Origin of the sequence: Kitasatospora sp. NPDC085895, assembly GCF_040702125.1 — a bacterium.
Classification (GTDB): Bacteria; Actinomycetota; Actinomycetes; order Streptomycetales; family Streptomycetaceae; genus Kitasatospora; species Kitasatospora arboriphila.
This window is the reverse complement of record NZ_JBFBJY010000006.1, coordinates 58512-79882: the sequence shown is the minus strand read 5'-3', so window position 1 is coordinate 79882 and position 21371 is coordinate 58512. Positions and strand designations below refer to the sequence as shown.

General features: G+C 73.1%; 16 protein-coding genes. 6 read left to right on the top strand and 10 right to left on the bottom strand.

Annotated elements, in window-relative coordinates; genetic code table 11:
• The first annotated feature begins 2 nt into the window (after nt 1–2).
• Nucleotides 3–2129 carry a 3-hydroxyacyl-CoA dehydrogenase NAD-binding domain-containing protein gene (locus tag AB0442_RS05630; protein ID WP_366160795.1) on the top strand — a complete coding sequence of 709 codons (2127 nt, stop codon included), beginning with the start codon at nt 3–5 and terminating at the stop codon, nt 2127–2129.
• A gap of 103 nt (nt 2130–2232) precedes the next feature.
• On the opposite strand, the gene AB0442_RS05625 is transcribed toward AB0442_RS05630, so the two are convergent.
• From AB0442_RS05625 to AB0442_RS05600, 6 genes are all read right to left on the bottom strand, one after another.
• The gene (locus AB0442_RS05625) at nt 2233–3747 is read right to left on the bottom strand and encodes a glycosyltransferase family 39 protein (RefSeq protein WP_366160794.1); all 1515 of its coding nucleotides are present in this window, start codon (nt 3745–3747) and stop codon (nt 2233–2235) included.
• A gap of 126 nt (nt 3748–3873) precedes the next feature.
• Nucleotides 3874–5781, bottom strand: coding sequence for a 1-deoxy-D-xylulose-5-phosphate synthase (gene dxs, locus AB0442_RS05620; protein ID WP_366160792.1), 1908 nt, complete (start codon nt 5779–5781; stop codon nt 3874–3876).
• A 182-nt stretch (nt 5782–5963) separates the two neighbouring features.
• Nucleotides 5964–7253 carry a sugar ABC transporter permease gene (locus AB0442_RS05615; protein ID WP_363544667.1) on the bottom strand — a complete coding sequence of 430 codons (1290 nt, stop codon included), beginning with the start codon at nt 7251–7253 and terminating at the stop codon, nt 5964–5966.
• A complete protein-coding gene (locus AB0442_RS05610; protein ID WP_344625717.1) occupies nt 7250–8038 on the bottom strand; it encodes an ATP-binding cassette domain-containing protein in 789 nt (262 codons plus the stop codon). Before AB0442_RS05610 ends, AB0442_RS05615 begins: the two co-directional genes overlap by 4 nt.
• 193 nt (nt 8039–8231) lie before the next feature.
• Complete coding sequence (locus AB0442_RS05605) at nt 8232–9326, bottom strand: substrate-binding domain-containing protein (RefSeq protein WP_366160790.1); 1095 nt, start codon at nt 9324–9326, stop codon at nt 8232–8234.
• 244 nt (nt 9327–9570) lie between these two features.
• Nucleotides 9571–10767, bottom strand: a complete 1197-nt coding sequence (locus AB0442_RS05600) for an ROK family transcriptional regulator (protein WP_344625732.1) — start codon at nt 10765–10767, stop codon at nt 9571–9573.
• 336 nt (nt 10768–11103) lie between these two features.
• Here AB0442_RS05600 and pepN point away from each other — a divergent pair, with 336 nt between their 5' ends.
• Nucleotides 11104–13686 carry an aminopeptidase N gene (gene pepN / locus AB0442_RS05595; protein ID WP_366160788.1) on the top strand — a complete coding sequence of 861 codons (2583 nt, stop codon included), beginning with the start codon at nt 11104–11106 and terminating at the stop codon, nt 13684–13686.
• Between the two features lie 123 nt (nt 13687–13809).
• On the opposite strand, the gene AB0442_RS05590 is transcribed toward pepN, so the two are convergent.
• Together AB0442_RS05590 and AB0442_RS05585 are read right to left on the bottom strand one after the other, a co-directional pair.
• Entirely contained in the window at nt 13810–15312 is a 1503-nt protein-coding gene (locus AB0442_RS05590) for a HAMP domain-containing sensor histidine kinase (RefSeq protein WP_366160787.1), read from the bottom strand.
• Nucleotides 15309–16025, bottom strand: a complete 717-nt coding sequence (locus tag AB0442_RS05585; protein WP_344625713.1) for a response regulator transcription factor — start codon at nt 16023–16025, stop codon at nt 15309–15311. Before AB0442_RS05585 ends, AB0442_RS05590 begins: the two co-directional genes overlap by 4 nt.
• A 226-nt stretch (nt 16026–16251) precedes the next feature.
• On the opposite strand from AB0442_RS05585, the gene AB0442_RS05580 reads away from it, so the two are divergent.
• The 4 genes from AB0442_RS05580 to AB0442_RS05565 are packed head-to-tail and all read left to right on the top strand — an operon-like array spanning nt 16252 to nt 18881.
• Entirely contained in the window at nt 16252–16680 is a 429-nt protein-coding gene (locus AB0442_RS05580; RefSeq protein WP_366160785.1) for a ferric reductase-like transmembrane domain-containing protein, read from the top strand.
• Nucleotides 16650–17606, top strand: a complete 957-nt coding sequence (locus AB0442_RS05575) for a ferric reductase-like transmembrane domain-containing protein (RefSeq protein WP_366160784.1) — start codon at nt 16650–16652, stop codon at nt 17604–17606. Before AB0442_RS05580 ends, AB0442_RS05575 begins: the two co-directional genes overlap by 31 nt.
• 23 nt (nt 17607–17629) lie before the next feature.
• The gene (locus AB0442_RS05570) at nt 17630–18094 is read left to right on the top strand and encodes an FMN-binding protein (RefSeq protein ID WP_366160783.1); all 465 of its coding nucleotides are present in this window, start codon (nt 17630–17632) and stop codon (nt 18092–18094) included.
• Nucleotides 18095–18125: 31 nt separating this feature from the next.
• On the top strand, nt 18126–18881 hold the full coding sequence (locus AB0442_RS05565) for an FAD:protein FMN transferase (RefSeq protein WP_366160905.1): 756 nt from the start codon (nt 18126–18128) through the stop codon (nt 18879–18881).
• A gap of 146 nt (nt 18882–19027) precedes the next feature.
• Here AB0442_RS05565 and AB0442_RS05560 read toward each other — a convergent pair whose 3' ends face one another.
• Complete coding sequence (locus tag AB0442_RS05560; protein WP_344625710.1) at nt 19028–19261, bottom strand: hypothetical protein; 234 nt, start codon at nt 19259–19261, stop codon at nt 19028–19030.
• A 20-nt stretch (nt 19262–19281) separates the two neighbouring features.
• Nucleotides 19282–21309, bottom strand: coding sequence for a 4-alpha-glucanotransferase (gene malQ, locus AB0442_RS05555; protein ID WP_366160903.1), 2028 nt, complete (start codon nt 21307–21309; stop codon nt 19282–19284).
• Nucleotides 21310–21371 lie beyond the last annotated feature (62 nt).

Below are 21371 nucleotides of genomic sequence, written 5' to 3'. Positions count from 1 at the left end.
CCGTGAGCACCACCGAGCTGCTGAAGCGCGCCGCCGAGCTGTTCCCCGGCGAGGTCGTCACCACCGCGCACGTGCGTCACCTGGACCTGCCCAAGCAGGCCGGCAAGCTGGCGCTGATCACCCTGGACAACGGCTTCGACCACACCAAGCCGACCACCTTCGGCCCGGGCTCGCTCGCGAAGCTCTCCGAGGCGCTGGACCAGGTCGAGGCCGAGGCCGCCGAGGGCGGGATCGCCGCCGTGGCGATCACCGGCAAGCCGTTCATCTTCGCGGTCGGCGCCGACCTCAAGGGCGTCGAGGTGCTCAAGGAGCACGGCGACGCGCTGGCTATCGGCAAGGGCGGCCACGACGTCTTCAAGCGGATCGCCGCGCTGCCCGTCCCCTCCTTCGCCTACTACAACGGCGCGGCGATGGGCGGCGGCGTCGAGGTCGGCCTGCACTGCACCTACCGCACCGTGAGCTCCGGCATCCCGGCGTTCTCGCTGCCCGAGGTCTTCCTCGGCCTCGTCCCGGGCTGGGGCGGCTGCACGATCCTGCCGAACCTGATCGGCCCGGCGAAGGCCGTCAAGGTCATCGTCGAGAACTCGATGAGCCAGAACAAGCAGCTCAAGGGCCAGGAGGTGTTCGAGCTCGGCATCGCGGACGCGATCTTCGAGCCGGCCGACTTCCTGGAGCAGTCGCTGCACTGGACGGCCTCCGTGCTCACCGGCGAGACCGCCGTCGAGCGCGAGGAGATCGACCGCGGCAAGGCCTGGGACGACGCCGTCGCCTGGGGCCGCCTGGTCGCCGACGCCAAGGTGCACGGCGCCGCGCCGGCCGCCTACAAGGCGCTCGACATCATCCAGCAGGTCAAGGACCAGGACCTGCAGGCCGGCTTCGACGCCGAGGACGCGGCGCTGGCCGACCTGATCATGGGCGGCGAGCTGCGCAGCGGCATCTACGCCTTCAACCTGGTGCAGCGCCGCGCCAAGCGCCCCTTCGGTGCGCCGGACAAGTCGCTGGCCCGCCCGGTCAACAAGGTCGGCGTCGTCGGCGCGGGCCTGATGGCCTCGCAGCTGGCGCTGCTGTTCGCCCGCCGCCTGGAGGTGCCGGTCGTGCTGACCGACATCGACCAGGAGCGCATCGACAAGGGCGTGGGCTACGTCCACGGCGAGGTCGACAAGCTGCTCGCCAAGGGCCGGATCAACGGCGACAAGGCCAACAAGCTCAAGGGCCTGGTCTCCGGCCACCTGGACAAGGCGGTCGCCTTCGGCGACGCGGACTTCGTCATCGAGGCCGTGTTCGAGGAGATGGGCGTCAAGCAGAACGTCTTCGCCGAGCTGGAGGCCGTGGTCTCGCCGACCACCATCCTGGCGACCAACACCTCCTCGCTGTCGGTCACCGAGATGGCCTCCAAGCTGGAGCACCCGGAGCGGGTCGTCGGCTTCCACTTCTTCAACCCGGTCGCGATCCTCCCGCTGCTGGAGATCGTCCGCGCGGAGAAGACCGACGACGCCTCGCTGGCCACCGCCTTCGGCGTGGCCCGGAAGCTGAAGAAGACGGCCGTCCTGACCAAGGACGCCCCGGCGTTCGTGGTGAACCGGATCCTGCTCCGTTTCATGGACGCGATCCAGGGCGCCATCGACGAGGGCACCCCGATCGAGACCATCGAGAAGGCCGTGCTGCCGCTCGGTCTGCCGATGTCCCCGATCGTGCTGCTGGAGCTGGTCGGCCCGGCCATCGCCCTGCACGTGTCGGAGACCCTGCACGGCGCCTTCCCGGAGCGGTTCACCGTCTCCGAGAACCTCGGCAAGCTCGTCAAGGCCGGCAAGCGCGGCTTCTACGTCTGGCAGGACGGCCAGCAGGTCCTCGACCCCGAGGTGCTGGAGCTGCTGACCTTCGGCGACACCGTGCTGACCGAGGAGCAGGTCCTCGCCCGCGCCCTGGAGGCCGTGGCGCAGGAGATCGGCCTGATGCTGGACGAGGGCGTCGTCGGCGAGGCGCAGGACATCGACCTGTGCATGATCACCGGCGCCGGCTGGCCCTTCCACCTGGGCGGCATCACGCCGTACCTGGACCGCGAGGGCGTCTCGGAGCGCGTGAACGGCAAGCGCTTCCTCGCCCAGGGCGTGGCCTCCGTCCCGGCCTGAGCCCCGTAGCGACACGAAGGCCCCCGCCACCCGGCGGGGGCCTTCCGCATGTCCGGGAGCGGTCCTGGAGGCACCCTGAGGTCGTCTCCGGGGCCTTCGGGGGCTACTTCTTCTTGAGCCGGTAGATGACGGTGTCGCCGGTGACGCCGACGACCTCGTAGTGGGTGTCGAGGAGGCTCTCGATGCGGGGGATCAGCAGCGGCTGGTAGGGGGCGGTGCCGGAGTCGTCGACGACGATCTCGGGCAGGCCCTTGGCGGCGAGCTCCTCGTCGAAGGTCTGCCAGGCCTCGCTGACGCTGTACTGCTCGCCGACCTTCTGGCCGTCCTTGCCGCCGCTGAAGTTGGTGAGGAAGCCGGCGGTCAGGTAACGGCTGGCGGGGCGGCGGTCGGCCAGCCAGTACAGCTCGGGGTGCATGCCCCAGACCAGCACGGTGTCCTTGGGCGTGGTCTGCTTGGCGACCGCGGTGGCCACCTCGGTGGTCTGGGTGAGCTTCTGGCCCGGCCAGAACACCGCGAGGCCCCAGAAGAAGGTGCAGGCGACCACCGAGTAGGTGAGCACCGGCCGCCAGCGCACCGCCGAGGTGGAGACCGCGCCGACGCCGAGCAGCACCAGCGGCGGCATCAGCTGCAGGTAGTAGTGGCCGAAGAAGTGGAAGCCCACGCTGACCGCGACCGCCGACGAGAGCAGCCACACCCACAGGTCGGTGGTGGAGCCGTGCTCCTCCCCCGCCCCGGGGACGGCGCGGCGGCCGCGCCGCAGCCACAGCCGGTACCCGATCGGCACCACGAAGCCGAGTCCGGCGGCGAGCAGGATCGCGGAGTTGCCGAGCGCCCGGCCGGTCATCTGCAGCCAGGCGCCGCCGAGCGAGGCGTAGTCGCCGCTGCCGGTGACCACCCAGAAGAGGAAGCCCTTGGGCTTGGTGAGGATCAGCGCGACCAGCGCTATCGGCAGCGCGAACCCGAAGCCGATCGCGGCCAGCACGGGGGGCCAGCGCACCCCGCGCCGGCGGGCGTCCTGCAGCAGCATCCACAGCACCGGCAGCAGCACCGCGCCGCCGGTCTGCTTGGTCAGCGAGCAGAGCGCCACCGCGATGCCCGCGGCCAGCCAGCGGCGCCGCTCGGCGTACCGGAAGGCGGCGACCATGGCCGGCAGCATGAAGACCTCGAAGGTCGCCGCCTGGGTGTCCTCCGGCGACAGGCCGATGGACAGCAGCAGGTAGAGCACGCCGGCGGCGCCGCCCGCCCGGTTGCCCCAGCGCCCGCGGGCGATGGAGGCCAGCAGGACGGCGGTGACCAGGTGGGCGACGATCGCCAGGCTACGCAGCGGCCAGAGCGAGCCGGAGCCGAACAGTGCGAAGCAGGCCTGGTAGAGCCAGGGCAGCAGCGGGGGCTTGCGGTCGACGACGGTGTCGTAGAGCACCCCGCCGTCGGCCAGCATGCGGGCCTGGGTGGCGAGGTAGCCCTCGTCGGGGCTCCACACCGGCCGCAGGAAGGACGGGACGTGGGTGGCCGCCGCGAGCAGGGCCAGCACCGGCACCAGCCTCGTCCAGTAGCCCGTCCGGACCTGCTCGCGGAGGCGGGCGGTCACGGCGGGGCGGCTGGAGGTCGGTGTGGGCACGGGTGACAACCTACCGGGCACCCGTGTCGGCGGGCGCGCTGGTCCCGTGATCGCGCCCTGTACGTCCGGTTCCGGGCGCGCCGGAGCCCCGGGCGCGGCTGCACCCGGGGCTCCGGCGGACGGCGGTCAGGCCTGGACGGGCTGCGCGTCGAGGCGGGCCACCAGGGCGGTCACCTGGCGGGCGACGTCCGGGGCGGTGAGGCCGATCTCGGCGAGGATCTCCTCGCGCTTGGCGTGGTCGAGGAACTCCTGCGGGATGCCGAAGTCGCGCAGCGGCAGGTCGACGTCGGCGTCGCGCAGGGCCTGCGCGATCGCGGAGCCGACGCCGCCGACGCGGCCGTTGTCCTCGACGGTGACGACGACGCGGTGCTCGGCGGCGAGGCCGGGCAGCGCCTTGTCGACCGGCTTGACCCAGCGCGGGTCGACGACGGTGGAGGTGATGCCCTGGGCGTCGAGCAGCTCGGCGGCCTCCAGGCAGAGCGGGGCCATCGCGCCGACGGAGACGATGAGCACGTCGGCGCGCCTGTCGCCGCCGCCCTCGCCGCTCTCGCGGAGCACGTCCATGCCGCCGACCTTGCCGATCGCGGGCACGGCGGGGCCGACGCTGCCCTTGGAGTAGCGGACGACGGTGGGCGCGTCCGGCACCTCGACGGCCTCGCGCAGCTGGGCGCGGACCTGGTCGGCGTCGCGCGGGGCGGCGAGCCGCAGGCCCGGGACGGTCTGCAGGATCGACATGTCCCACATGCCGTTGTGCGAGGCGCCGTCGGTGCCGGTGACGCCGGCCCGGTCGAGGACGAAGGTGACGCCCAGCCTGTGCAGGGCGACGTCCATCAGCACCTGGTCGTAGGCGCGGTTCAGGAAGGTCGCGTACACGGCGACGACCGGGTGCAGGCCGTTGGTGGCCAGGCCCGCGGCGGAGACGGCCGCGTGCTGCTCGGCGATGCCGACGTCGAAGATGCGGTCCGGGTAGGCCTTGGCGAAGGGCGCCAGGCCGACCGGGTGGAGCATCGCGGCGGTGATCGCCACGATGTCCTTGCGCTCGCGGCCGAGGGCGACCATCTCCTCGCCGAAGACGGAGGTCCAGTCCTTGCCGGAGGACTTCACCGGCAGGCCGGTGTCGGGGTGGATGACGCCGACCGCGTGGAAGCGGTCCTCGTCGTTGTTCTCGGCGGCGTGGTAGCCGCGGCCCTTCTCGGTGATGCAGTGCACGATCACCGGGCCGCCGAAGCCGCGGGCCTTGGCGAACGCGGACTCCAGCGCCACCAGGTCGTGGCCGTCGATCGGGCCGATGTACTTGAGGCCGAGGTCCTCGAACATGCCCTGCGGGGCGATGAAGTCCTTCAGGCCCTTCTTCGCGCCGTGCAGGGTGTCGAACATCGCCTGGCCGACGACGGGGGTGCGCTGCAGCGCGTCCTTGCCCCAGGAGAGGAACCGCTCGTAGCCCTGGGTGGTGCGCAGGGTCGCGAGGTGGTTGGCCAGGCCGCCGATGGTCGGCGAGTAGGAGCGCTCGTTGTCGTTGACGACGATGACGACCGGCAGGTCCTTCGCGTCGGCGATGTTGTTGAGCGCCTCCCAGGCCATGCCGCCGGTCAGCGCGCCGTCGCCGATGACGGCGACGACCGGGCGGTCCTTGTGGCCCTGGATCTTGTTGGCCTTGGCGAGGCCGTCGGCGTAGCCGAGGACGGTCGAGGCGTGCGAGTTCTCGATCACGTCGTGCTCGGACTCGGCGCGCGACGGGTAGCCCGACAGGCCGCCCTTCATCTTCAGCCGGGAGAAGTCCTGGCGGCCGGTGAGCAGCTTGTGGACGTAGCTCTGGTGGCCGGTGTCGAACAGGATCCGGTCGCGCGGCGAGTCGAAGACCCGGTGCATCGCGATGGTGAGCTCCACCACGCCCAGGTTCGGGCCGAGGTGGCCACCGGTCTTCGAGACCTCTTCGACCAGGAAGCCGCGGATCTCCTCGGCCAGGTCGGCCAGCTGCGCCGGGGTGAGCCGGTCGAGATCGCGCGGTCCCCTAATGCGGGTCAGCAGGGCCACCCGTTCCTCCTCGTTCACTGTTCCAGACCTCTCTGTCCGGCCTGGCCGGGCTTCCCCGACTGCAAGAGTCTAATGTCCGGCTGGCGGACACCATGCGGCGCATGGGGGCTCCGGTTACACATGACGGGGCCCGGCACCCGATCGGTTCGGGTGCCGGGCCTCACACTGCTCCGGGCGTGTCGTCAGCCCCGGCCGCTGGACTTCTGGGTCCGGCGGGAGACGGAGTCGAGCACGACGGCGCCGAGCAGCACCGCGCCGGTGATCATGTACTGGATCGCCTGGTTCACGTGGACCAGGTCGAGGCCGGTGATGATCGACTGGATGACCAGGATGCCGAGCAGGGCGGACCAGGTCTTGCCGCGGCCGCCGAAGAGGCTGGTGCCGCCGATGACGGCCGCCGCGATCGAGTTCATCAGGACGTTGCCGCCGCCGAGCAGCTTGTCGGCGGAGCCCTGCTGGGAGGCGATGAAGAGGCCGCCGAGGGCCGCCATGCCGGCCGAGATCATGAAGACCGAGATCCGGACCCAGGCGACGTTGATGCCGGCCCGGCGGGCGGCCTCCACGCTGCCGCCGACCGCGAAGATCTGACGGCCGTAGCCGGTGCGGCGGAGCACGAAGTCGGTGATGACGACGATCGACAGGAAGATCACCAGGGGCAGCGGCAGGCCGCGGTCCTGGTTGAGCATGTAGGCGGCGACCAGGCCGATGACGGCGATCACGCCGGTGCGCAGCGCGATCTCGCTCATCGGGCGGGCCGGCAGGCCTGCGTCGCCGCGGCGCTTGGCGTCCAGGAACTGGCCGGCGCCGAAGAGCGCGATGCCGAGGACCGCGAAGCCCCAGGTGAAGGCCACGTCGCCGTCGCCGAGGAAGTAGGTGTCCAGGTTGGCGAGCACACCGTCGTTCAGGACGTTGACGGTGCCCTTGTCGCCGAGGACGAACATCTGCAGACCGCTCCAGGCGAGCAGGCCGGCCAGGGTGACGACGAAGGCGGGGACGCCGATCTTGGCGAAGAAGAAGCCGTGCAGGGCGCCGATGGCGAGCGCGGCCACGATGGCGATCAGGCAGGCGAGCCACTCGTTGAGGCCGGAGCGCACCGAGAGGACGGCGGCTATCGCGGCGGAGACGCCGGCGACCGAGCCGAGGGAGAGGTCGATCTCACCGAGCAGCAGCACGAAGACGATGCCGACGGCGATGAGGCCGGGGCCGGCGACCCACTTGGTGATGTTGGTGAGGTTGTCGGCGTTGAGGAAGTCGCCGGTGATGCCCTGGAAGATGGCGCCGATCAGGATCAGGCCGAGCACGACGGGGACGGAGCCCAGGTCGCCGCTCTTCATCTTGCGCTTGAACTCGGCGACGTAGCCGGCGAAGCCGGCCTCGCGGACGAGGAGGCGCGGGTCGACCGCCGGGGCGGCCGGCGCGGCGGCGGGCTCGGGGGCCTTCTCCGCGGCGTTGGTGGTCTGGTCCGTGGTCACTTCGCTTCCTCCGCGATACGTGCCTGACGCCGGGTCACGGCGTTCTCGGTGGCGCCGGTGATGGCGGAGATGATCTCCTCGTGCGAGGTGTTGGCCACCTCGAAGACGCCGTTGTTGCGGCCCAGGCGGAGCACCGCGACGGTGTCCGCGACGGCCTTGACGTCGGCCATGTTGTGGCTGATCAGGATCACGCCGAGGCCGCGGTCGCGCAGGCGCTCGACCAGGTCGAGGACCTGGGCGGTCTGCTCGACGCCGAGGGCGGCGGTGGGCTCGTCCAGGATCACGATCTTGGGGTCGCCGACCAGGGCGCGGGCGATCGCGACGACCTGGCGCTGGCCGCCGGAGAGGGCGGCGATCGGGATGCGGACGCTGGGGATGCGGATCGACAGGGTGTCGAGCAGCTCCTTGGCGCGCTTCTCCATGGCGACCTCGTCGAGCGCGCCGAAGCGGCGCAGCTCGCGGCCGAGGAAGAGGTTGCCGACCACGTCGAGGTTGTCGCAGAGTGCGAGGTCCTGGTAGACGGTGGCGACGCCGAGGGCCTGGGCGTCGTGCGGCCGGTTGATCGCGACCTTGCTGCCCTCCCACTCGATCGCGCCCTCGTCGATGGGGTGCACGCCGGCGATCGTCTTCACCAGCGTCGACTTGCCTGCACCGTTGTCGCCCACCAGGGCGACCACCTCGCCGGCGTGGACCTCCAGGTGCACATCGGTGAGCGCCTGGACGGCACCGAAGCGCTTGGAGACACCGCGCAACGCCAGTACGGGTGCGCCTGTCACGTGAACCATCTCCTTCGTTCCGCGCCAGCCCCCGGATATGGGCATGACACGGCCTGCCGCGCGCCGACCCGGGCGCGAAGGTTAGTGCGAGAAAAGGGGTGGAGACCGGCCGGGGCCCGGGTGGAGCCCCGCCGCCGGAGGTGGGGAGCCGGTCTCGCCGCAGGGTGGGCGCTCCCGCCGGGGAGCGCCCACCCGGGTGGACTTACTGCAGGCCCGCGGCCTTGCAGGCGTCGGCGTAGGTGCCGGTGCAGATGTCGGCGACGGTGTACAGCTTGTCGGCGATCACGGTGTCCTTGATGTTGGCCTTGGTGACGACCTTCGGGTCGAGCAGCTTGGCCGGGATGCCCTTGTCGGTGTCGCTGTCGATGCTGGCGGAGGCGATGGCCTTGACGTCCTTGCCCTGCAGCAGCGCGACGGCGAGCTCGGCGGCCGAGTCGGCCAGCGGCTTGTACGCCTTGTAGATGGTGTACGACTGCTCGCCGCTGACGAGGCGCTGGATGGCGTCGAGGCCCGCGTCCTGGCCGCCGACCGGAACGTTGATGTTCGCGGACTTCAGCTGGGTGATGATCGCGGCGGCCATGCCGTCGTTGGCGGAGTAGACGGCCTGGAAGCCGTCCTTGCCCAGCTGGGTGATCGCGGCGCCGATCTTCTGGCCGGCCACGGTGGGCTTCCACTCACCGGACTGCTCGTAGACGACCTTCTTGACCTTGCCGTCGAGGACCTTGTGCGCACCGGACTTGAACTTGCCGGCGTTCGGGTCCGCGTCGTCACCGTTGATCATGACGATGTTGGCGTCGGCGGCCTTGGCGCCGAGGGCGTCGACCAGGGCCTGGCCCTGCAGCTCGCCGACCTTCTCGTTGTCGAAGGAGACGTAGGCGGAGACCGGGCCGGTGGCCAGGCGGTCGTACGCGATGACCTTGACGCCCTTGTCGGCCGCCTCCTTCACCCAGGACTGGGTGGAGGCCGCGTCGAACGCGTCCAGGATGATGACCTTGACGCCCTGGGCGATCAGGGTGTCGAACTGCTGCTTCTGCTTGGCGGCCGAGCCCTCGGCGTTGCTGTACTTGACGGTGCAGTCGCCGCACAGCTCCTTGACCTTGGCCTCGATGAACGGCTTGTCGAAGGACTCGTAGCGCACGGAGGACGCGTTCTCCGGGAGCAGCAGGCCGATCGACTTGCTGTCGCCGCCCTTGGCGTCGTCCTTCTTGTCACTGCCGGCCTTGCCACAGGCGGCCATGGAGAGAGCCATCGAAACAGCAGCGGTGCCGATGACAGCGCGACGCATCATTGCGTTCATGGTGGGGGTGCCTCCCTGACAGTGCCGCAACCTTGCGGCGAGGTTGAGTGGAGTCAACCCGGCCCGCACCTTGTCGTCAATAAGTAAAACCGCAACTGCGGTGATCCGAACCCTTTCGTTATCTTCCTGAAGGCGAAGCCGAGATCAAACGGCCGCGGCCCCCGCCTGCCGGGACAGGTCGGGGGCCGATCGGCGCAGCTCAGGGGCCGCTCAGGAGCAGTTCGGGGCCGGCTCGCGGGGGTGCTCAGGCACTGGACGCGGAGGCCAGTCCGGTGTGCCGGATCGCGCCCGATTCACCCATCTCGCTCATCACCAGGGCCAGCGCGCCGAGCACCTCCGCCCGACCGCCGAGCGTGCCCGGGACGACCGAGAGCTGCCGCGCCGCGCTCGGGATCGCGTACCGCGCCACCGAGTCCCGGATCGGGGAGAGCACCAGCTCACCGGCCTCCGCGAGTTCGCCGCCGAGGATCACCCGACGCGGATTCAGCAGGTTGCACAGGGTCGCGACTCCCGACCCGATCTGCCGTCCGGCGTCCGCGATGACCCGCCGGCAGCCCAGGTCGCCCTGCTGCGCCAGCTGCACCACCTTGGTGAGCGTCAACTCCCCGGGGTGGCTCGCGTTCAAGAGGTTGAGCAGGTAGCGCGAGCCGACGAAGGTCTCCAGGCAGCCCCGGTTGCCGCAGCGGCAGACCGGTCCGGCCTCGTCCAGGGTGATGTGCCCGATCTCCCCGGCGGTACCGCCGGGGCCCCGGTAGATCTGCCCGTTGATGACCAGTCCGGAGCCGACGCCGCTGGCCACCTTGATGTACGCGAGGTCGCTCAGCCCGCGGCCCGCGCCCCACACCAACTCGCCCAGGGCGCCCAGGTTCGCGTCGTTGTCCACGTACACCTGCATGCCCAGGCGCTGGGAGAGCTCCCGGCCCGGGTTGACGCCCGTCCAGCCCGGCAGGATCGCCGTCGAGCCGAGCGCGCCGGTCTCCACGTCGATCGGGCCGGGCACGCCCAGTCCGACGCCGATCACCTTGTCCGGCCGGAAGCCGGCCTGCGTCAGCAGCCGCCCGACCAGCGTCTCCGCCCGGTCGAAGCCCTGTTGCGCCGACACGTCGGTGTCGATCGGCTCGCTCTCCTCGGCCAGCACACGGTGCGCCAGATTGCCCACCGCGACCCGCAGGTGGGTGTGGCCGAAGTCGACGCCGACCACGATCCCGGCGTCCCCGCTGAGCGAGACGCTGCGCGCCCGTCTTCCGCCCGAGGAGGTGTCGGCGACCACGACGGTGCCGCTCTCCTTCAGCTCGCGGACGATGTTGGACACCGTCGCCGCCGACAGCCCGGTGGACCTGGCGATCTCGGCCTGGGTCAGCGAGCCGGCCATCCGCACGGCCCGCAGCACCCTCTCGAGGTTCGCCCGGTGCAGCGAGGACTGCGATCCCGGCGTGTCCATCGACATGATTCACCCTCCCAGGGCACGGGAACCCGACCGCTCCCGCCCCTGCCGCGCCCTTGCGGCGGAGCTCGTTGTGGCCGGCCGGGCCGTCACCCTGCGGTGTCGAATCCTCAACCGGGCGTTCATCTTCAACTTCTGAACTCTAAGCTCAGCCAAGTCCGCAATACAGAGTCAAGGGCGAAGGCAGATCGTTGCGAAACCTCAGCCACCGCCCTACGTCGAGTGTCGTAGCCGAACGCCCGAACCGCCCGACAGCCCCGGAAATCGCAGGTCCGCGCGGGGGACGCTCGTGAAAGGATGCCCCCAACCAAGCCTGACGAAGGAGTCCTGCGAGTGCCTGGCACCAACTTGACCCGTGAGGAGGCCCGTACCCGGGCCGCACTCCTGCATGTGGAGTCGTACGACATCGAGCTCGACCTGGGCTCGGCCCCCGAAGGGGGCACCTTCCGGTCCACCACCGTGGTCCGCTTCTCCGCCACCACCCCGGGTGCCGCCACCTTCATCGACCTGGTCGCGCCGGGCGTCTCCGAGATCGTGCTGAACGGCGAGTCGCTGGACCTCGCCAACTTCGCCGACAGCCGGATCGCCCTGCCCGCCGTCCGGGCCGAGAACGAGCTCCGGGTGGTCGCCGACTGCGCCTACACCAACACGGGTGAGGGCCTGCACCGCTTCGTCGACCCGGTGGACGGCGAGACCTACCTGTACACCCAGTTCGAGGTCCCGGACGCCCGCCGGGTGTTCGCCGCCTTCGAGCAGCCCGACCTCAAGGCGACCTTCCGCTTCACCGTGACGGCCCCGGCGGGCTGGGTCGTGGTCTCCAACTCCCCCACCCCCGAGCCGGCCGGCGAGGGCGCGACCCGCACCTGGGCCTTCGAGCCCACCCCGCGGATGTCCACCTACGTCACCGCGCTGGTGGCCGGTCCCTACGTGGGCGTCTTCGACGAGTACGCCGACGGCGACCAGCGGGTGCCGCTCGGCGTGTACTGCCGCCCCTCGCTGCGCGAGTTCCTGGACGCCGAGGCGATCTTCGAGGTCACCAAGCAGGGCTTCGACTACTTCCAGGAGAAGTTCGACTTCGCCTACCCGTTCGCCAAGTACGACCAGCTGTTCGTTCCGGAGTTCAACGCCGGCGCGATGGAGAACGCGGGCGCCGTCACCCTGCGTGACCAGTACGTCTTCCGCTCCAAGGTCACCGACGCCTCCTACGAGATGCGCGCCGCGACGATCCTGCACGAGCTCGCCCACATGTGGTTCGGCGACCTCGTGACCATGGAGTGGTGGAACGACCTCTGGCTGAACGAGTCCTTCGCGACCTTCGCCGAGGCCGTCTGCCAGGCCGAGGCCCCCGGCTCCAAGTGGCCGCACTCCTGGACGACCTTCGCCAACCAGATGAAGACCTGGGCGTACCGGCAGGACCAGCTGCCGTCCACCCACCCGATCATGGCGGAGATCAACGACCTGGAGGACGTCCAGGTCAACTTCGACGGCATCACCTACGCCAAGGGCGCCTCGGTGCTCAAGCAGCTGGTCGCCTACGTCGGCCAGGACGCGTTCTTCCAGGGCGTGCAGGCCTACTTCAAGCGCCACGCCTGGGGCAACACCACCCTCCCCGACCTGCTCGGCGCCCTGGAGGAGGCCAGCGGCCGCGACCTGCGGACCTGGTCCGAGGCCTGGCTGGAGACGGCCGGCATCAACGTGCTCCGCCCCGAGCTGCGGATCAACACCGACGGCGAGATCGAGTCCTTCGCCGTCCTCCAGGAGGCCCCGGCGCTGCCCGCCGGCGCCCGCGGCGAGGCCGTGCTGCGCCCGCACCGGATCGCGGTCGGCCTGTACGAGCTGGTCGACGGCTCCCTGGTGCGCACCGACCGGATCGAACTCGACGTCGACGGCCCGCGCACCGAGGTGCCCGAGCTGGTCGGCCGGCACCGCCCCGCCGTCCTGCTGCTCAACGACGACGACCTGTCCTACGCCAAGGTCCGCCTCGACGAGGACTCGCTGGCCGTCGTCACCGGCCACCTCGGCGACTTCGCCGACTCGCTGCCGCGCGCCCTGTGCTGGGCCTCCGCCTGGGACATGACCCGCGACGGCGAGCTCGCCACCCGCGACTACCTCGCCCTCGCCCTCTCCGGCCTGCAGCGCGAGTCCGACATCGGCGTCGTGCAGTCCGTGCAGCGCCAGGTCAAGCTCGCCCTGGAGATGTACGCCGACCCGGCGTGGCGCGAGGAGGGCCTGCAGCGCTGGGCCGCCGCCGCCGAGGAGCAGCTGCGCGCCGCCGCCCCCGGCAGCGACCACCAGCTCGCCTGGGCCCGCACCCTGGCCGCCGCCGCCCGCACCGACGCCCAGTTCGGCCTGCTGGCCGGCCTGCTCGACGGCTCCGAGGTGATCGAGGGCCTGGCCGTCGACACCGAGCTGCGGTGGAGCCTGCTGGCCCGCCTGGTCGCCGCCGGCCGCGCCGACGACAAGGCCGTCGACGAGGAGCTGGTGCGCGACAACACCTCCTCCGGCCAGGAGCACGCCGCGAGCTGCCGGGCCGCCCGCCCGACCGCCGGGGCCAAGGCCGAGGCGTGGGCCTCCGTGGTGGAGTCCGACAAGCTCACCAACTACGTGCAGGAGGCCGTCATCGGCGGCTTCCAGCAGCCCGACCAGCGCGAGCTGATCGCCCCCTACCGCGAGAAGTACTTCGCCGCGGTGAAGGGCGTCTGGGAGAGCCGCAGCCACGAGATCTCGCAGCAGATCATCGTCGGCCTGTACCCGGCCTACCAGGTCGAGCAGGCCACCCTGGACGCCACCGACGCCTGGCTGGCCTCGGCCGACCCGGCGCCGGCCCTGCGCCGCCAGGTCGTCGAGTCCCGGGCCGGCGTCGAGCGCGCCCTCCGGGCGCAGGCCGCCGACCGCGCGGCCGGCGAGCGCCACTGACCCTTCCGGCGGCCGGGCGGGCCCGTCCCGCCCGGCCGCCGGCGGTCCCGCCGCGGGTCACCCCCCGTGGTTCACGCCTGCGGTTCACCCCCGTGGTTCACGCCTGCGGTTCACCCCCGTGGTTCACGCCTGCGGCGCCGTCGCGGCCGGCAGTCGGACGGTGAAGACCGTACGGCCCGGCCGGCTCGCCGCGTCCACCGTGCCGCCGTGCGCCTGCACCACGGCCTGCACGATCGACAGGCCGAGTCCGGTCGAGCCGGTGGCCCGCGACCGGCCCCGGTCCCCGCGCACGAAACGCTCGAACATCCGGTCCGCCAGTTCCGGCGGGATGCCCGGGCCGGTGTCCGCGACGGACAGCCGCACCTCCGCGCCCGCCCGCTCCAGGGCGAGCTCCACCGCGGTGCCGGGCGGTGTGTGGGTGCGGGCGTTGGCCAGCAGGTTGGCCGTCACCTGGCGCAGCCGGTCGGCGTCGCCGCGCACGAGCACCGGCTCCTCGGGCAGCACCAACCGCCAGCGGTGGTCCGGCCCGGCGGCACGGGCGTCGGCCACGCCGTCCAGGGCGATCCGGGTCAGGTCGACCTCCTGGTCGGCGAGCGGCCGGCCCGCGTCCAGCCGGGCGAGCAGCAGCAGGTCCTCCACGATGGCGCCCATCCGCCCCGCCTCGGCGCCGATCCGCTCCAGCGAGTGCACCACCGGCTCGGGCACCGGACCGGGATGGCGCAGCGCCAGCTCGGCGTGGCCCCGGACGGCGGCGACCGGGGTGCGCAGCTCGTGGCTGGCGTCGGCGGCGAACGCCCGCAGCCGCTCCTCCACCGCGTGCCGGCGGGCGAGCGCGGCCCCGACGTGGCCGAGCATCCGGTTGAGCGCGGCGCCGACCCGGCCGACCTCGGTCGCCGGGTCGTCGTCGGGCACCCGCACGGAGAGGTCGACGACGCCGCTCGCCAGCGGCAGCGTGCTGACCCGCTCGGCCGTCCCGGCCACCCGGTCCAGCGGCCGCAGCGACCAGCGGACCCAGAGCGCCCCGGCCACCCCCGCCGCGGTGACGGCGACCGCGAAGACCGTCAGCTCCAGGGTCGTCAGACGCTCCACGGTGTCCTCGACCTGATGCAGCGGCAGACCGCTGACGAGTACGTCGCCGTCCCGGCCGGCGACCGCCTGCATCCGGTACGGGCCCTCCAGGGCCGACAGCCGGACGGTGCGCGCCGGGCCGCCGACCGGCAGCGCGGCCAGGGCACGCTGATCGGCCGCGGAGAGGTCGACCGTGTCGTCGGCGTTGGGGCGGTCGGCGTCGTCGGCGTCCCCGTCGACCACACCGGCCGCGGTGGCCCGGCCGTCCAGCAGCCGGGCGCCGAAGGTGCCGGGGGTCTGCGCCCGGGTGTCGCTGGCACCGCCGCGGTCGGCGTGCTCCAGGCTGGCGGCGTAGCGGCCACCGGTGTCGGCGAGCTGCTGGTCCAGCCGGTCGACCAGGAAGTGCCGCAGCGCCGCGGTGGTGGCGAAGCCGACCGCGGCGCAGGTGACGACCAGCAGCACCAGCAGTCCGGCGATCAGCCTGGCCCGCAGGGTGCGCGGCACGAGCCGCTCCGCCCGCGCCCGCAGCCGCGCGGTCCGCGGCCGGGCGGCCGTCACGGGGACGCCTTGATCAGGTAGCCGGCGCCGCGCACGGTGTGGATCATCGGCGTCCGGCCCGCGTCGATCTTCTTGCGCAGGTAGCTGATGTACAGCTCCACGACGTGCGCCTGCCCGCCGAAGTCGTACGACCAGACGGCGTCCAGGAGCTGCGCCTTGCTCAGCACCTGCCGGGGGTGGTGCATGAGGTGGGCGAGGAGCGCGTACTCGGTGGGGCTGAGGTCGACCGGCTCGCCGCCGCGGGTGACCTCGCGGGCCCGCTCGTCGAGGACGAGGTCGCCGAGGACCAGGGCGTGCGCGGGCGGCTGCCCGGCGGGCGCGGGCGGGGCCGTGCGGCGCAGCAGCCCGCGCAGCCGGACGACCACCTCGGCCAGGCTGAACGGCTTGGTGACGTAGTCGTCGCCGCCCGCCGCGATCCCGGCGATCCGGTCCTCGACGGCGTCCCTGGCGGTGAGGAAGAGCACCCGCACCTCGGGCCGCGCGGCGTGGATGCGGCGCAGCACCTCCATGCCGTCGAGGTCGGGGAGCATCATGTCGAGCACCACGGCGTGCGGCCGCCAGGCGGCGGCGGTGCGGACGGCGGCCTCGCCGGTGGTCTCGCCGACGGCCTCCCAGCCCTCGTAGCGGAGCGCCCCGCAGACCACCTCCACCAGGTCCGGTTCGTCGTCGACGACGAGGACCCGCCAGGCCTGCCGGTCGGCGGAGTCGTCCATGGTGCTCCCTCGGTGCGCTGTCACGGACTCTCATTCTGGCCCGCAGCGATGAGAAAGCGCTGAGATCCCCGGAGCCCTTGCCCGCCCGCCGAACCTGCCCTGACCTGCGCGGACGCGCTCCGTGAGAGCCGCCGGGAGGCCGCGCACTCAGAGGCAACTGAGAGCTTGCGGTGCCATCGTGGGCCACCTCGGCGGCACTCACCGCCGGGTTCGAAGGAGGTTCCCGATGGCTGTCGCAGCCCCACCGCGGTCCGCGGCCCGGACGCACCGGGCGGTCCCGCGCCGTCCGGTCGCCGCCGCTCCGGCCGCCGTGCTCGCGCTGATCGCGGCGGGAGCGCTCGGCGTCACCGCGCTCTGGTGGAAGGACACCGCCTCGGTCGCCGGCGCGGCCGGCTGGCTCACCAACGCGGGCCGGCTCACCGGACTGCTCGCCGGCTACGCCGCACCCGTGCTGATCCTGCTGATGGCCCGGCTGCCCCCGCTGGAGCGGGAGGTCGGCGCCGACCGACTGGCCCGTTGGCACGCCTTCGGCGGGCGGTGGATGGTGTCCATGGTGACCGTCCACGTGCTGACGATCACCTGGGGGTACGCCCTGACCAACGACCGGGGGTGGTCGCCGAGGGCGTGGACATCGTGTTCCACCACCCCGAGATGATCAAGGCGACGCTGGGCACGCTCCTGCTGCTGGGCACCGGCGCGGTCTCCGCCCGGGCGGCCCGCCGCCGGCTCTCCTACGAGACCTGGTACTACCTGCACCTGGCCACCTACGTGGCCGTCGCCCTCACCTTCGGCCACCAGCTCGCGACCGGCGCCGACTTCGGCGACCTCAAGGCCGAGGCCCTCTGGTACGCGCTCTACCTGGGCACCGCCGTCCTCGTCGGCTGGTACCGGCTGGCGCGGCCCTGGCTGCTCGACCGCCGGCACCGGCTGCAGGTCGCCGAGGTCCGCCCGGAGGCTCCCGGAGTGGTGTCGCTCTTCCTGACCGGCCGGCGGCTGGACGAACTGCGGGCCGAACCCGGACAGTTCTTCCGGCTGCAGTTCCAGGCCCCCGGACTGCGCTGGGCCGCCAACCCGTACTCGCTCTCGGCGCCGCCGCACCCGAACTTCCTCCGGTTCACCGTCAAGGACCTGGGCGGGCACAGCGCCGCGGTGGCCGCCCTGCGCCCCGGCACCCGGGTGCGCGCCGAGGGCCCGTACGGGGCGTTCACCGGTCGGCTGCAGCGGGAGCAGCGGGTGCTGCTGCTCGGCGCGGGGGTCGGGATCACCCCGCTGCGGGCGCTGTTCGAGACCCTGCCCGGCCGGGTGACCCTGGTGCAGCGGGCCCGGCGGCCCGAGGACCTGATGTTCCGGGAGGAGCTGGAGGCGGTCGCCCGGCGGCGCGGCGGGCAGGTGCACGCCCTGGTCGGGTCGCGCAGCCAGGTCGGCGACCTCGGCACGGCGCTGCGCCGGCTCGTCCCCGACCTCGCCGAGCACGAGGTCTACCTGTGCGGCCCTGAGGGGATGGCCGAGGAGGCCGTCCGCTCGCTGCGGGTCGCCGGCGTGCGGCCGAACCGCATCCACCGCGAGTCCTTCGCCCTCTGATCCCCCGTCCCCAGGAGGACCCCATGCGCCGAGCCGTCGTCAGCAGCGCCGCCACCGCGGCCGGAATCGTGCTGCTGCTCTCGCTGAAGCCGCACGACGGGGCCGGTGCCGCCCCGGTGATCAGCTCGGGCGGCGCCGGCGGCGCCACCGACACCTCGTCGGGCAGCTCGTCGGGCAGCTCGTCCGGCTCCTCGGGCTCGTCGTCGACGTCGACGAGAACGGTCACCGGGGACGCCGCGAACACCCGCTACGGCCCCGTCCAGGTGAAGGTCACCCTGGACGGAAGCCGGATCACCACCATCGACGTCGTCCAGTACCCCTCGAGCGACCACCGCGACCAGGAGATCAACAGCTACGCGCTGCCGCTGCTGAACCAGGAGGCGATAGCCGCACAGAGCGCCCAGATCGACGTGGTCAGCGGTGCGACCTTCACCAGCGACGGCTACACCCGCTCGCTGCAGAGCGCCCTCGACAAGGCCGGGCGGTGAGCGGGCCGTGCTGCGCCGTGCCGAGCCCGTGATGGGCACCGTCTTCTCCTTCGCCGTACGCGACCCCGGCCCGGACACCCCCGGGGTGCTCGACCGGATCGCCGAACGGCTGCACCGGATCGACGCGGTCTTCTCCCCGTACCGCGCCGACTCCGACATCAGCCGTCTGGACCGCGGCGAACTCTCCCTCGGCGCCTGCGACCCGGAGGTGCCGGCCGTGCTCGCGGCCTGCCGGGAGGTGGCGGCGGAGACCGACGGCTGGTTCACCGAGCGGCCCGGCGGCCGGCTCGACCCGAGCGGCTGGGTGAAGGGCTGGGCGGTCGAGGAGGCCGCCCGGATGCTGCACACCTCCGGCTCCCGGGAGCACTGCGTCAGCGGCGGCGGCGACGTGCAGACCGCGGGCGGGCCGTGGCGGGTCGGGATCGCCCACCCGCTGCGGCCGGGCCGGCTCGCAGCCGTCCTGGGCGGCCGCGGCCTGGCGGTGGCGACCTCCGGCACCGCCGAACGCGGCGCGCACGTCGTCGACCCGCGCACCGGCCGCCCCGCCGCCGGACTCGCCTCGCTCACCCTGGTCGGCGACCCCGGCACCGGCATCGCCCGGACGGACGCCTGGGCGACGGCCGCCTTCGCGATGGGCCCCGACCGCGCCCTCGCCTGGGCCGCCCGCCGGCCCGGCGTCGAGGCGCTCGCCGTGCTGCCCGACGGCACCAAGCGCTGGACGGACGGCCTCGCCCGGCACCTCCCGGCCGCCGGCCCCGCCGACTGGCACCCGGCCACCGCCTCCTGACCGCCCCACCGGGGCCGCCCGGCCGGATTCGGGCCCGCCGCCCCGTCGCGGGTGCGTTCCCGCGTACCGGCCGCAGGCCCGGGAACTCCCCCGGACATGCCGGAGCGCCGCCGGGGCGGGCCCCCGACGGCGCTCGGACGGACGTCTTACTTGTTCTTGCCCTTGTTCTTCAGCGAGGGCAGGCAGACCAGGCCGGCGATCAGCAGGAAGAGCGCGATCGGCAGCAGCACGTAGATGCCGACGACCTCGGCGGTGCTGATCCCGGAGCCCGGCTGGTCACCGTCGTCGCGGGTCAGGGCCATCGCGGGCGACGTCATCAGCATCATCAGTGTGGCCGCCGCGGTGACCGCACCGGCGCGCATAGCGTTCCTCTTGTCCACGTCGTCACCGTACCGGCCGCTCACACGGAGCCGCTCGGCGGGGTGGGCCTTCCGAGCCGGGCCGCCGGGCCGACCACCAGGCGGGCGGTGGAGGGGGCCGCGGCGAGGGCGTCGAGGGTCACCGGGTTGCCCTCCCCGTCCGCCACCGGGAGGCGCCAGTTGGGGTACTGGTCCCAGGTGCCGGGCAGGTTCTGCGGGCGCGGGTCGCCGACCGCGTCCGGCAGCCAGACGCCGACCAGGGCGGCCGGGGTGGCGAGCAGGAAGGCGTACAGCGCCTCCGGCGTCGGCTCCGCGCCCTCGGGGAGCAGGCCGCGGGCGGTGAGTTCGGCGGCCCACTCGGCGAGCTCGGTCCGGGCCGCCTCCTGCTCCTCGCCGAGCGGGCGGGCGAGCAGGCCGAGGCGGTGGCGCAGCTCCACGTGCTCGCCGCCGATCCGGGCCGCGGTCGGCGGCAGGTCGTGGGTGGTCAGGGTGGCGAGGCAGCCAGCCCGCCAGCGCTCCGGCGGGAGGATCTCGCCCTTGGCCTGCCAGTCCCGCTCGAACCAGAGCACCGAGGTGCCGAGGACGCCCCGGGAGGCCAGCTCCTCGCGGACGCCCGGCTCCACCGTGCCCAGGTCCTCGCCGATGACGTACGCGCCGGCCCGGTGCGCCTCCAGGGCGAGCACGCCGAGCATCGCCTCCGCGTCGTAGCGGATGTAGGCGCCGCGGGTGGGCGGGTGGCCGGCCGGCACCCACCAGAGCCGGAACAGCCCCATCACGTGGTCGATCCGCAGCGCCCCGGCGTGCCGGGCGGCGGCCCGCAGCAGTTCGGCGAAGGGCAGGTAGCCGGTGGCGGCCAGCGCGTCGGGCCGCCAGGGCGGCAGCCCCCAGTCCTGGCCGTGCGCGTTGAAGGCGTCCGGCGGGGCGCCGACCGAGATGCCGTGGGCCAGGACGTCCTGGAGGGCCCAGGCGTCGGCGCCGTCCGGGTGCACGCCGACGGCGAGGTCGTGGATCAGGCCGACGGCCATGCCGGAGTCCTCGGCGGCCCGCTGGGCCCGGCCGAGCTGCTCGTCGACCAGCCAGGCCAGCCAGCGGTGGAAGCCGATCCGCTCGGCGAGTTCCGCGCGGGCGGCGGCGAGGTGCGGGCCGTCGGGACGCCGCAGGCCCTTCGGCCAGGCGTGCCAGTTCGGGCCGTGCTGCTCGGCGAGGGCGCACCAGGTGGCGTACCGCTCCAGCCACTCGCCCTCGCGGGCGGTGAAGGCGTCCAGCGCGGCCCGGCGACCGACCGTCCGGGGCACCGCGTACAGCGCCTCCAGGGCCTCCCGCTTGAGCGCCCAGACGGCGTCCCGGTCGATCAGGCCGTCGTGCTCCAGCACCTCGGCGCGCAGCCGGCCGGCCCGCTCGGCGACGTCCCGGATCCCGGCGTCGGCGTACGCGTACTCGGGCACCGCCTCGATCCGCAGGTGCACCGGGTCGGCGAAGCGGCGCGAGGACGGGCGGTAGGGCGACGGGTCCGACGGGGCGCCCGGCATGCCCGCGTGCAGCGGGTTGATCTGCAGGAAGCCGGCGCCGTGCGCGTGGCCGGCCCACTGCGCGAGGTCGGCCAGGTCGCCGAGGTCGCCCATGCCCCAGGAGCGGTCGGAGAGCACCGAGTAGAGCTGGGCGAGGAAGCCCCAGGAGCGGCCGGGCGGCTCGGGCAGCCGCTCGGGGGCGACGATCAGCGCGGCGGACCCGTGGCGGGGGCCGGCCTTGGCGGTGAGGCGGTGCCGGCCGAGCGGCAGGTCGGCGGGCAGCCAGTGCGAGTGGCCTTTCGGGAGGTCCCAGCGGCCGCCGTCCTCCAGCTCGACGGCGAGCTCCGCCTCGGCGGGCACGTCCAGTGCGGTGCGGCGGCCCTGACGGACCACCACCGTCGGCGGCAGCAGCCGGGCGGCGGTCTCCACCCGGTGGCTGTGCAGCGCCGCCCGGACGGCCTCCGGGGTGGAGGCGTCCACGCCGAGCGCGGCCAGCACCGCGACCAGCGTGTCCGAGCCGACCGGGACCGTACCGCCGCCCGGGTTGTACGTGCTGTCCACCCCGTACGCGTGCGCCAGCGCCACCAGGTCCGGCGGCGGGGGCGGTGCGTCCTCGGCGGGGA